Origin of the sequence: Halogeometricum limi, from assembly GCF_900115785.1 — an archaeon.
Taxonomy (GTDB): Archaea; Halobacteriota; Halobacteria; order Halobacteriales; family Haloferacaceae; genus Halogeometricum; species Halogeometricum limi.
Genome location: NZ_FOYS01000006.1, coordinates 35,210 through 48,048, shown reverse-complemented (window position 1 = coordinate 48,048; position 12,839 = coordinate 35,210). Strand labels below are relative to the sequence as shown.

The following is a 12,839-nucleotide window of genomic DNA, read 5'->3' as shown; positions in this document are numbered from 1 at the left end:
ATGACGCTGAGAGACGACGTCCGGGCGCGCGTTCGAGACGGCGTGAGCGTCGCGCGAGACGCCGTCGTCGGCCGCGTGGCCGGCACGCCGGTAGCGAACGCCGCCAGACGGAGCGGTCTCACGAGCGCCCTCGGCGACGTGACGAACCGCGCGGCGGCCGTCGTCCTCCCGAACGAGGTGGTGTTTCACGCCGGCGACGACGAGACGCGCTTTCGCGTCACCACGCGATTCGAGTACCAGGGGTTCGCGAAGTACCGAACGGACCCCGACAAGACCGTACTCCGTCACTTCCTGCGGTCGCTTCGCGACGACGACGTGGTGTGGGACGTGGGCGCACACGTCGGCGTGTTCAGCGTCCTCGCGGCGGGACGACTCCCCGGCGAACGCGTCGTCGCCATCGAACCCCACCCCGAGAACGTCGAGCGATTGAGCGAGAACCTCGAACGCAACGACCGGAGCGCCATCGTCCGACGACTCGCGCTCGACGACTCCTGCGGCCGAGCGGAGTTGGGCGTCAGCAGTCCCGACGGGACGGGCGCGTTCGGCGTCCTCCACGGCGCCTCGGAGCGTCGGAGCGTCGCCGTCGAGACGGACCGCGGCGACTCGCTCGTTGCCGACGGCGTTCCCGCTCCGACGGTCCTGAAGATAGACGTACAAGGCGCTGAACTCGGCGTCCTGCAGGGCCTCCAACACACCCTGCTCGACTGTCGCGCCGTCTACGTCAACGTCTACGAGAAGCACTTCAGCCGTGGCGACGAGGGCGAGGAGATACGCGACATCTTGGAGTCGTCCGGACTCCGCGTCGAACGCCTCGTCGACTGGGACGGCGGCCACTTTCTCGGCGCCGTCCGGGAGCCGTAAGTGGGAGGGTCCGACTTCTCGCGCGACGTCGCGCGCGCCGGGTTCGACGCTCTCGAACGACTCGACGCGGCGACGAACTTCTCTCGGTGCTATCCCGAGACGGCGAACGCCGTCCTCGCGTACCACGCCGTCGGGAATCCGGCGGGCTACGGGAACGTCTCGGTCGACCGGTTCCGCCGCGACCTCGACTACCTCACGGAGCACTTTCGCGTGGTCGACCTCCCCGCAGTCCTCGACTCGGACGGCGACGAACGTGTCGCGCTCACGTTCGACGACGCCTACGACGACTTCGCCGAGAACGCTCTCCCGGTCCTCCGCGAGTACGGCGTTCCGGCGACGCTGTTCGTCCCCGTTGACTTCGTCGGCGCCGCGCCTGAGGGCTACGCGTACCGGTTCGCTCGCTCCCCGACGGAGTACGAGGCGTTTAACGACCCGGCGTCGTTCGCGGACGAGACGGTTCGCGACCCCGGCGTGATGTCGTGGGAGCGACTGCGCGCGGTCGCGTCGGACCCTCTCGTCACCGTCGGGACGCACACGCGGACGCATCCCGACCTCGCACGAATCCACGACCGGGCGGTGCTGGAACGGGAGATAGTGGGCGCGAGAGACGAACTCGAAGACCGACTGGGCGTGACCGTCGACCGGTTCTGTTACCCGTTCGGCCGGTACTCCGAAGAAGCGGTCGACGTCGTCCGCCGGTCGCACGAGGTGGCGGTCACCTCGCGCCGCGGCGTCGTGTTCGACCCGGAGCGAACGGACGAGTTCCGGTTACCACGCGTGCGCGCGCACGAGAACGAACGGCGCGTCCGCTGGGACCTGTCGGCGTTGCGGTGGCGACTGACCGAGTTCGTCGGATGAGAGCGCGGTCAGTCGTTCGAAACCTTGTCGCGGAGGTCCAACACGAGACTGCCGACGTAGACGACGACGGCGAGAAGCGTCTGCGCGAGGTTGTCGAACCGGGAGTTGTCGGGGTCCATCCCCGGGGGCGGCGAGTACGTGCTCGCGAACTCGAACAGTTCGGGACGCTGCGCCGAGAGTCGCTGGCGGTGACGACGGCTGACGATTCGCTTGTGGATGTAGCCGACGAGACTCGTCGCGTAGTCGTGGTAGATGACCGCGTGAGGACAGTACTGTATCTGGTCGCGTTCGTAGCCCTCGCGGAGGAGACGGTAGGTGAGGTCGATTCCCTCGTGTCCCGCCCGTCCACCGAGGGCTTCGTCGAACCCGGACACGTCGTCGTACGCCTCGCGGTCGATAGACGCGTTCCCCTCGATGTTCAACAGATACGGCAGCGACTCGTCTCCGAGGTTGTACCACTGCTGAAACCGGTTGTAGAACGTCTTCGACTTCGGAAAGACGCGGCCCCGGACGGCGACGATGTCGTTCTCCTTGTGTGCGCGACGGTGCGCCTCGACGAACCGGTGGTCGGGGACGCCGTCGTCGTCGAGAAACAAAAGCAGATCAGAGAGGGCGAGTTCCGCGCCGAGGTTGCGCGCCACGGTGACACCGCAGTTCCGCACGAGTTCGACGTAGGCGGTCTGTTGGTCGAGTTCGCGGAGTCGCGACTCGATGTCCCAGTCGACACCGTTGTTCACGACGACGAGTTCGAAGTCGTCGTCCGTCTGGGCGGCGAGCGCAGAGAGGACCGACTCGAACACCGGACGAGCGGTCCGAAACGTCACGACGACGAGCGAGGCGGCGGGGTCGGGGTCGTGCGTCGCGTCGAACCCGGTCTCTACGCGGGAACGGTACGTCTCGGGCAACTGGGAGAGTCTATCGGAAGAGAGCATCGAGTCTGGGAGACCGCTCAAATCGTCGAATTCGGGTGCATTCGTGGGAGAGTGGGGCATCGGTTCGTCGTCCGTCTGCGTCTGTAACGCGGTTACTCGTCGTCGTCCGTCTCCTGGTCGGTGTCCGGACCGGCGAACGCGGACGCCTCCGGGAGCGAAGCCACGTCGTCGTTCACACCGCGATACGCCGCGGTGGCGACCGACTGCTCGAACGTCTCGACGTCGGGATACTCGCGAAACGTGAGCACTCGTCCGTCTTCTGTCATGAACACGACCTCCGTCGTGCCGTCTCGATGGCTGTACTCGTCGCCTTTCCACGGAGGCCGGTTGAATTCGTGTCCGTTCATTGTCACACTATCGGGCGCCTCGCACACCAACGTCGCAGACGGAACGCGCGGTGAAAAGCCCCGCGGCGACGAGACAGAACGTCGCGGTCGGCGAGCGTCGCGGCGGCGTACACACACACGGTACGGACCGACGCTTCGGAGCGATATGGTTATACAGCAATAAACGTTGAAACGGTAGAACAGTCTGCAACAGTTCGCCCGGAACCGTCGTGGTCCGGTGGTCGAGACGGGGAGGTCGGCGCCGACTCCGAGGGGTGCTAGTCGGTGCCGAATGCGTGTCGTTCACACCCTTTTGATTGCACGCTGAGGGCTCTCGCCGCGTTACACTGCCAATAACCAAAGTCGCCTTCAGCGTTCACACGAGACGTGATGTTCGTTCTCGGAGCAGTCCGCACAGGACTCGAAGACGAAACGGTACGTCAGCCGTCGACGGAGGGCTGACAGCCGTGTCTCCCTCACTCAGTCGCCGTTCTGACCCTTCCTCTCCGCGCTGGACGAGAGCACTCCTCCTCGTGGGTTTTCTCGGACTCGCCGGTGCGGTTCTCGCGGCGCGGTCCGTCCCGAGTACCGGATACGAAGTATCGATATACAGAGCGACCCCGCCGGCCTTCTGGTTCGGCGTCGTCACCGCCGCGACCATCGGTATCCTCGCGACGCTGTTCGGTCGACGCCTCACGAAGGCGGCCGGCGTCGGCCTCGCCGGTCTGAGCACGGTGTCGTTTCTCGCGCTCCCGTTCTTCCGCGGGTACTACTTCTACGGGTCGGGTGACGCACTGACGCACCTCGGCTGGGCAAAGCGCATGCTCGGACCCGACTTCGGGTTCTTCGACCTCATCTATCCCGGCGGTCACTCGCTCGCGTTGTTCCTCTCGCAGGTGATGGGCGTCCCCGTCAGATGGGGGATGATGTACGCGATGCTCGCGATGTCGGTGTTGACGATGCTTTTCGTCCCTCTGGCCGTCTGGGTCGTCCTCCGCGACTCGCGGGCCGTCGTCATCGCGTCGTTCGTCGCGATGCTGATGCTCCCCATCAACAACATCAGCACGCACTCTCACTTCCACAGTTACACGCTGACGACGCTGTACTTCCCGTTCGTCCTCTACTTGCTGTTCAAGCACCTCACGCGCTCGGCGGAGGACGTCTCGCTCCCCAGTTGGGCGTCGGCCTCCAGTTTCCTCCTCCCCATCGCCCTGGTGGCGAACGTGTTCTACCACCCGCAGGTGGCGGTGAACGTCCTCATCTTCATGGGGACCATCCTCGCCGTCGGCCTCGCGTGGCGGCGACGCGTCCGCGTGACGCACGCCGCGGCGACGGACGGCGGCCAACGGCACCGCCTCATCGTCGGACAGGTCGCGTTCCTCGCCGCCCTCCTTGCCACGTGGGCGACGCAGTACCAGCAGACGTACCGCCTCCTGAACAACGTGCTCATGTCCGCACAGGGGTTCCTCGCGAGCGGGTCCGGCGCGGGTGAGGTCGCCCAACAACGGACGGGCTCCGCGGAGGCCATCGGCGTCAGTCTCGTCGAACTGTTCCTCAAACTGTTCGCCGTCAACGCCGTGTTCATCGTCCTCGCGACGGGACTCCTCGCGGCCGTGGCGTTCGGGATAGTCAGACACCGCTCCGACAGCGACATGGCGGTGACCTACATCGGGTGTTCCGCCCTGACGCTCGGACCGTTCTTCGCCGTGCAGTTCATCGGCGACGTGTCGGGCTACTTCTTCCGACATCTCGGCTTCGCGATGGTGCTCGCGGGCGTGCTGGGTGCGATAGCCCTGTTCCACCTCTCGAAGGTGCTCGAAGGCGCCATCGAGGGACGCGAACAGGCCATCGTCGCGGTGATAACCATCGCGGTGCTGTGTCTGTCGCTGGCGGCGTACTTCCCCTCGCCCTACATCTACAACCCCTCGCCGCAGAGTCCCGAACAGCAGTTCGTCGGCTACGACGCCACCTTCGAGTACCGCGCCGAGGGGGCCGCCGTCGCCGGTATCCGCGCCGGCCCCGGCCGGTTCAGCGACGCACTGAACGACGACTTCGACCCCCGCCTGATGTGGACGCTCGGACAAGACACCGTGGACAGTCTGGAGAACGTCACTCGCTTCAGGGAACACAGGCTGTCCGACGAGCCGTTCTACTACCTCGTCGTCTCCGAGAAAGACAGGGCGAGGGAGTTGCAAGGCTACCACGGGCTTCGGTACCAAGAGGACGACTTCGACCGGATAGCGAACGCCACGAACCCGCGCATCTCGCGCATCCAGACGAACGGCGAGTACAACATGTACTTCGTCGACCAGCAGGGCTACTCGCTGGAGCCACCGGACGAGACGGCCAGTTAACTCGCTGGTAACCGACCGTTCGGATTCGCCGTTTCATCCCACTTTGCCAGTTCTCGCCTCGTACCGGCGTAACTGCCGCATTACTATGTCTTGCAGTGGCCCCACGTAGAGTATAATGCGGGAGACAGACGTCCTGTTAGTAGGACCGGCCGGTACGACCGGTGGTATCGCGCAGTATATGAGAGAACAACGCCGCCGCCTCCCGGCGAGGGTCTCGTCTCGAATCTACGACGTCTCCGTCCCGATGAGCGAGTCGACGCAGGACTTTCTCGTCGCGATGGTGCTCGCGTTCGCGCAGATTCTGAAGTTTCCGTTCAGACGGCCACCCGACGTCGTCCACGTCCACACCAGCCACTGGAACTCCTTCTACCAGTCCGGGGTGTACGCGGTTCTCGCGTCGACGCTGTGGCGCGTCCCCGTCGTGATGCACGTCCACGGCTCCTCGTTCGACGACTTCATGCAGACCGACTCGAAGCCGATTCGCCTCTACCAGTCGCTCGTCTTCTCGCAGTGCGACACCGTCATCGTCCTCTCGGACTACTGGCGCGATATCGTGGGTCTCCGCGTCGCAGAAGAGAAGATAACCGTCCTCCCGAACGCCGTCGACCCGGGGGAGTACGACCCGCGCTACGACGCGACGCCGCCGCATCTCGTCTTCATCTCGAACCATCTCGAACGCAAGGGTATCGAAGAGTTCGTCGAGGCCGTCGACACGCTGATGCAGAACGGCGAGGACTGCGACGTGACCATCGCCGGGAGCGGTCCGCTCTCGCACCTCGCAGCGGACCTCGCGGAGAAACACGAGCGAGTGACCTACGAGGGCTACGTCTCGGAGGAGCGCAAACGTGAGATGCTGAACGACGGCTCGGTGTTCGTCCTCCCGACGTACGCCGAGAACCTCCCCATCGCCCTCTTGGAGGCGATGGCGGGCGGGAACGCCCTCGTCTCGACGACGGTCGGCGCGATTCCGAGCCTCATCGACGACGACAACGGCGTCCTCGTCGAACCCGGCGACGCCGAGACGCTGGCCGCGACGCTGTCGGACCTCGTCAACGACCCCGAACGCCTCGAACAGATGGGTCGGACGAGTCGCGAACGCGTCTTGGAGACGTACTCGTGGTCCGTCGCGACCGAACGACTCGACGACCTGTACCGAGAACTCGCGCAGTAGCCGCCGTCGTCGCCGAGTGTTCTTCCGTAGACGCCCCCGCCTTGTTACCTCATCCCGCGCCTGAAACCGGCGTGAATCGCCGTCTAATCGGGAATACGGCCCATAACTAAGCAGAAACCGTGACGTGTTACACCTGGTGAACGATACGTACGACGAAACTCGCCGAGCGTTCGTCTTAGGTCTCGACGGAGTCCCGTGGGGACTCCTCGAAGGCTTCGTGGACGACGGCGAGTTACCGAACTTCGAGCGTCTCCTGAACGAGGGCGCGTCGGGTCCCCTCCGAAGCACGACTCCGGCGAACACGCCCGTCGCGTGGCCCTCCATCGCCACGGGGACGTGGCCCGACAAGCACGGGTTGTACGAGTTCATGAAACTCGACTCCTCGTACAAGCAGTCGCCCTACTCCAGCGCGGACGTAAAGCAACCGCCGCTCTGGGAACTGGTCTCTCCCTCCGTCGTCGCGAACGTCCCGATGACGTACCCGACGAGCGACCCCGGCGAGGACAGCGGCATCGTCAGCGGGATGATGACGCCGCAGATAGACGGCGAGGCGGTCAACCCCGAGTCGCTCCGCGAGGAGTTCGACCGGCGCATCCCCGACTACGAGATAGACATCAAGTGGCGCGACTACGCGGGCCGCGAGGACGAGTTCCTCGACGACCTCGACCACGTGATGCAGACGCGTCACGACCTGATGGAACTGCTCATGGAGAACGAGGACTGGCGACTGTTCTTCTTCGTCTACGTCGCCCCCGACCGACTCCAGCACCTCATCTGGGACGACGAGACGCTGTTGGCGCACTACAAGAAACTCGACGACATCCTCGGCGAGGTGATGGACTACTGCGAGGACCGCGATTCGAACCTCTACGTGGTCTCGGACCACGGCTTCGCACCAATCGAGAAAGTCATCAGTGTCAACCGCATACTGGCAGACGAAGGACTATTAACCACCAAAGATTCCGAAGGCGCACGCGGTGTGCTCTCGGGCGTCGGCCTGAACAAAGACCGCGTGCAGGGTGCCCTCCAGAAGGCGGGAATCACGGACGACAAACTCGTCCAGACCCTCCCGAAGTCCGTCGTGGACTTCTTCGCAGAGCGCATCCCCGGCAGCCACGGACTGTACGACGTAGAGTTCGACCGGACGGACGCGTTCCTCCACGGCCTCGGCAGCGTCTACATCAACGACACCGAGCGGTTCGAACAGGGGACGGTGCCACCGAAGGCGGTCTCGCGCACGAAGCGCGAGGTGGTGCGCGTGCTCGAAGCGGCGACGGACCCCGAGACGGGCGACCCGCTTCTCACCGTCCACGACGGGGACGAACTGTTCCCGAACGACCCCGACGCCCCGGACATCGTCGTCGAGGCGAAGGAGGGCTACCACGTCGAGCCGAAACTCGCAGCAGAGGCTGTCGAACCGGCGACCGATATCGCCGCGTACCACCGGCCGCACGGCATCTTCTTCGCGTGGGGCGACGACGTCAGCGCGGGCACGCGCGTCGAAGACGCGGACGTCGTCGACGTGGCGCCGACGGTCCTGCACTCGCTTGGACAGGAGGTCCCCGAGTTGGCGGACGGCGACGTGCTCGCGGAGATATTCGACCCCGACTCGGCTCCGGCGACCGAGGCGGTACAGACGAACCAGTACACGAAACGCGAAGGAGCCGAAGCCACCGCGACGGACACCGAGACGGTCGAAGACAGACTGCGTGGTCTCGGGTACATGGAGTGAACCTCTGGGTGGGGTGAACGGGTGTGACACGAGACACTGAGCGAACGTTCGGGCGTCGTGACGTCCTCGGCCTACTCGGGACGGCGGGAATCGCGTCGCTGGCAGGGTGTGGGGGCGGCGGCGACGGGACGCCGACGCAGGCACCCGAGAAACCGGGGCCGTTCACGAACACGCCAGAAGCGGACGACGAACCGAATCCGAAGGTCCGCCGCGGAATCCAGTTCGACCGTATCCGAGACGCCGTCTCCGACCTCGGCTGGGACCCGAACGGCGAAGAACCGATAGACGACTCGCTCGACCAGCATCTCCGAGAGGGGACGCTCATCGAGGTTCCGCCCGGAGATTATCTCGTCGAGCGTCGACACGACGTCGAAGGGGTCTCTCGGTGGGGAATCCTCGGTACCGGTCGGTCGCGCCGCGACGTGCAGTTCACGATTCCCGCCGGGCGGTCGTTCCGGTGGATCATGGTCGACGGGGGCCGCGACATCCTCGTGGAGAACTTCACCATGCAACAGGGTCGGAAGTTCGACCGGTCGATAGGCATGGGCTTTCTCGTCGACGACAACCTCAAACTGTTCAACGTCGAGAAAGCCGGGTCGAACCCCCGCGAGGACTCCGAGTCGGGCGCGGAGAACGGCATCGTCGTGCAGGTGATGACCCCCGACGGCGTCGCCGAAGTGAACACGTTCGTTCGGAAGGGACCGCAGGACATGGCGCACTATCCGGGGAACTCCATCACGGTGTTCACCGGACGGAGCCACCTCGGGACGCTCTACTACCGGAACCTCCACATCGAGAACGGCGGCGAGCACGGAATCTACGCCTCCAAAGCGCAAGGAGACGTGCGCGTCGAGGGCGGCCTGTTTAAGAACAACTACGGCGACGGCGTCCGCATCGCCGGCGAGGGGTCGTGGGTGAAGGGCGCGACGGTCGTCATCGACGACACCGACCGAACGCCCGGAAACCGCGGAAAGTGGCGTCAAGCCCGCGGCATCCACATGCAGTCCGGCAAGTACGGCCTCACGGGCGGACTCGTCGAAGACTGTACCGTCATCGCGCGGTCCTCCCCGCGCACGGAAGCGCTCTTGAAGATAGAGCACAATCAGGGCGCGGCGACCGTCAGAAACTGCCGGTTCTTCAACAACACGAGCTATCCGACCATCGTCGTCGACGAACCCGCGACGGGCCCGCAACGGCCCACGAAGCCGTGGGACATGACGTTCGAGAACATACAGATATCCGGGCAGGCGTCGAACACGGTCGGACTCCTCTTGCAGGGCCGCCCCGGGTCGCGGCTTTCGAACGTGACGATAGACCTCCCCGGCATCGGCGTCGACGGCATCGTCCTCGACGACTCCGCGGGGACCATCGTCGACGGAGTGAGCGTCCTCACGGGCGGCTACCCGCTTCGAGTGTCGAGCAAAGTCGGGACGTCGGAGTGTCTGGCGACTCTCAAGAACATCGAGCGACTTCAGTCTGCGCTCTTGACCGACGTGGACACACGGCAACTCGGAAGTTCGCTCTCGGGGACGACCTGTCTGGGTGGGTCCGACTCGATGCCGAACGCGTTGGCAGTCATCGGGGCGACAGAAGACCAACTCTACGGAACCGTCCTCGACCCCCGATAACCCACGCCGCCTTCTCCCGCACGACCTCACTGGAGAGCCAGAGGGCATCCCGTGAAACAGCTGTTAATGCTACCTTAAGACTGTTTTCGCTGTTTTTGAGCCATCTACGCGGTGACCTTGGGACGCTGTTTTTCGAGCGCCGAGAACCCAAACAGGTAAGTAAAGGTGCCGTTAGAATCGGTAATCTAGAGGAAAACAAGATGTTCAGTATTTTGTGAAAGTCACGTAACTATGGCATTTTTACTAACTATATGCCCCCGGAATAATCGATGCATTTATTATCTTAACCTAATACTAAACGAGTGTCCATGGCAGAACAACCTGCTGACCGCCCACACGACGCGGGCACCGAACCGACCGAACGGCCAACCAACGACGCCACTACCGAACGACCGACTGACGACGCCAAACTCCTCGGCCGCCGCGACACCCTCAAGCTGGGTGCCGCCGCCGCCGCCGTCGCCGCCGGTGCCGGTGCGGCGTCGACGTCCGCCGCTGCGAGCGTCGAACGCGGCGGCGTGACGTTCGACCGCGTCCTGAACGCCGTCGACGACGTCGGGATGGACCCCAACGGCCGGAACCCCATCGACCGGAAACTCGACAACGCCCTCCAGTCGGGCACCCTCCTCGAGTTCCCGCCGGGAGAGTACCTCGTCGAGAACCAACACCGCCTCCGTGACCGCGTCGGTATCGTCGGCATCGGAAGCGACCGTTCGGACGTGCGCTTCACCGTGCCCGTCGGTGAGAAAGACCTCCGCTGGATCAACTTCAACAACGTCGACGGCGCCCTCCTGAAGGACTTCACCATCGACCGCCGCGACGACTACAGAACCGGCGTCGGAATGGGCGGGAACATCAAGGACAACTTCCGCTTAGAGAACGTCGAGTACGACGGGTGGACGCCGAGTTGTCCGACGATGTTCGGCGCGAACGTCACCGACCCCAACGGCGTCGCCGTCGTCGACGGCCTCTACCGCACGGGTCCCACGGAGTTCCAGCACTACCCCAAGTCCTCTCTCGACATCTGGTCGGGTCGCGGTCACGAGGGTCACATGGTGCTTCGGAACATCGAGATTCACAACGGGTCGGAGTCCGGTATCTACACCGGGAAAGGGGCGGGAACCTACCTCATCGAGAACTGTTACATGAAGAACGTCGTCCACACGGCCATCCGGGCCGCGGGTCGTGACTCCACGATTCGCAACTGTACGGTCGTGATGGACACGGAGGACTGGGACCCCCGCAACGAGAAGAAGGAGTCCACGTTCGACGACGGCGAACCCATCCAACTCAACCGGGGCATCTGGGCGCAGACGAACGACAAGACGTACTCGGGGCCCGTCATCGAGGACTGCGAGGTCATCGTCAAGAACACGTCCGGCCAAGCGCTCGCCGGAATCTACATCAACTTCGACACCGGCGGCGCGGTCATCCGAAACACCCGCGTCCAGTGCGACGCGGGGGAGGTCATCCCCATCTACGGACAGGAGATTCGTCGCGACGCTGGCAAGCCGTACGCGATGGAACTAGACGGTGTGAGCGTCACCGGGTCCGCGTGGAGTAAGGCCGCGATGTACTTCGAGGACCGAACCAACTCGGTCATCGAGAACTGCTGCATCTCCTCGCGGAACAACAACGACGGTATCGTTCTGGACAACTGCGACGGCTCCGTCGTCAAGAACACGAACATCGACGTCGGCGGCCGGTCGACGACGTTCCGGAACGGCCGCGTGAGCACGTCGGGTATCACGTCCGGCGACAGTTGCCCGCTCCCCTCGCTGCCGAAGACGACGCCGAGCGACGGCACTCCCTCGACCAGCGACGGAAGCACGGGCGGCAGTTCCGGCGACAGCACGGACGACTCGTCCAGCTACGACCTCCCGTACCGCTTCCGCGTCGAGAGTAAGGGGACCGGCGAGACGGAGTTCACCGTCTCGACCAGCGGAACGATGAAGCCCGCCGCCTCCGGAGAAGGCGTCGTCGAGAACAACACCGTCACCGACAGCCTCGGACCCGTTTCGGGCACCGACAGCTACCTCTACGAGGGTCACGTCACGGATTTCTCCGCGACGGGTGCCGACAACTCGAACTACTACATCGAGACGGCCGACGGGTCGAGGTCGGTGCAGGTGTCGCCCGAACTGCTCTCGGCGAACACCATCTCGGTCAAGAGTACGGGCGGCGGCAAAACGACGTTCGACATCACGGTCGACGGCGAAATCGTCCGGGGTGCGAGCGGCCTCGAAGACACCGTCGACGCACAGACCGCCTCCGGGCGCGTCGGCCCGGACGCCGGGACGGACGTGTTCCACTACACGGGCAGCATCACGAACCTCGCCTTCGAGGGCGCGGAGTTCGCGACGGTGAAAGTCAACGGAAAGGAGATAGACCCCGCGAAGTACGTCGGCGGATCGACGACCGACCCCGTGACGGACCTGCCGAACACCGTCACCATCGAAGGCACGGGCACGAGCACGACCTACCGCCTGACCGTCTCCGAGGACATCGCCGTCTCGCCGGACGAGAACGACGACCTCTCGGACAACGTCTCGACGAAGAGCGCGGAGGGAGCGCTCACGGACGTCGAACACAGCTACGTCTACTCCGGCGAGATTACGGACTTCTCGATGAACGGCGACGCGAACGTCTACGTCAACGGAACCCAAGTCGACCCGAGCACCCTCGGCGGCAACGAAGCGCTGCCGAACACGCTCGTCATCGACGGGTCGACCAGTAGCGCCGCGGGAACCTACAAGGTGTACGTCTCGGGCGACATCGAGGCCGCACCCGACCTGAGCGTCACGACCGACAAAGCGCTCGACAGTGTCGAAGACAAGGTGTTCGACGGAAAGGTCGCAGGCGTCGTCGAAGAGGGGAAGGACGGCTTCCGCTTCTCGGGGAGCATCACGAAGATGAACATCAACGGCGACGCCGTGGTGAACCTCGGCTGAACGGCCGACCACGGACACCTGCGATA

General features: G+C 64.5%; 9 protein-coding genes. 7 read left to right on the top strand and 2 right to left on the bottom strand.

Annotated elements, in window-relative coordinates; all coding sequences use genetic code 11:
- On the top strand, positions 1-861 hold the full coding sequence (locus BM282_RS15990) for an FkbM family methyltransferase (RefSeq protein ID WP_089882902.1): 861 nt from the start codon (positions 1-3) through the stop codon (positions 859-861).
- Positions 862-1,719 carry a polysaccharide deacetylase family protein gene (locus tag BM282_RS15985; protein ID WP_089882900.1) on the top strand — a complete coding sequence of 286 codons (858 nt, stop codon included), beginning with the start codon at positions 862-864 and terminating at the stop codon, positions 1,717-1,719.
- An 8-nt stretch (positions 1,720-1,727) separates the two neighbouring features.
- Here the strand turns inward: BM282_RS15985 and BM282_RS15980 are convergent, their stop codons facing one another.
- Positions 1,728-2,651 carry a glycosyltransferase family 2 protein gene (locus BM282_RS15980; protein WP_245758397.1) on the bottom strand — a complete coding sequence of 308 codons (924 nt, stop codon included), beginning with the start codon at positions 2,649-2,651 and terminating at the stop codon, positions 1,728-1,730.
- A 92-nt stretch (positions 2,652-2,743) separates the two neighbouring features.
- Positions 2,744-2,998, bottom strand: coding sequence for a hypothetical protein (locus BM282_RS15975; RefSeq protein WP_089882897.1), 255 nt, complete (start codon positions 2,996-2,998; stop codon positions 2,744-2,746).
- A 512-nt stretch (positions 2,999-3,510) separates the two neighbouring features.
- Between BM282_RS15975 and BM282_RS15970 the strand changes: the two genes are divergently transcribed.
- From BM282_RS15970 to BM282_RS15950, 5 genes are all read left to right on the top strand, one after another.
- Positions 3,511-5,331, top strand: a complete 1,821-nt coding sequence (locus BM282_RS15970; protein ID WP_245758396.1) for a hypothetical protein — start codon at positions 3,511-3,513, stop codon at positions 5,329-5,331.
- A 115-nt stretch (positions 5,332-5,446) separates the two neighbouring features.
- Positions 5,447-6,502, top strand: a complete 1,056-nt coding sequence (locus tag BM282_RS15965) for a glycosyltransferase family 4 protein (protein WP_089882894.1) — start codon at positions 5,447-5,449, stop codon at positions 6,500-6,502.
- Between the two features lie 136 nt (positions 6,503-6,638).
- Positions 6,639-8,234 carry an alkaline phosphatase family protein gene (locus BM282_RS15960; protein WP_089882892.1) on the top strand — a complete coding sequence of 532 codons (1,596 nt, stop codon included), beginning with the start codon at positions 6,639-6,641 and terminating at the stop codon, positions 8,232-8,234.
- A 23-nt stretch (positions 8,235-8,257) separates the two neighbouring features.
- Positions 8,258-9,862 (top strand): right-handed parallel beta-helix repeat-containing protein, encoded by a 1,605-nt coding sequence (locus BM282_RS15955; protein WP_089882891.1) that lies wholly within the window; start codon positions 8,258-8,260, stop codon positions 9,860-9,862.
- 308 nt (positions 9,863-10,170) lie between these two features.
- Positions 10,171-12,813: a glycosyl hydrolase family 28-related protein gene (locus BM282_RS15950; protein WP_089882889.1), complete on the top strand. Its 2,643-nt coding sequence runs from the start codon at positions 10,171-10,173 to the stop codon at positions 12,811-12,813.
- Positions 12,814-12,839 lie beyond the last annotated feature (26 nt).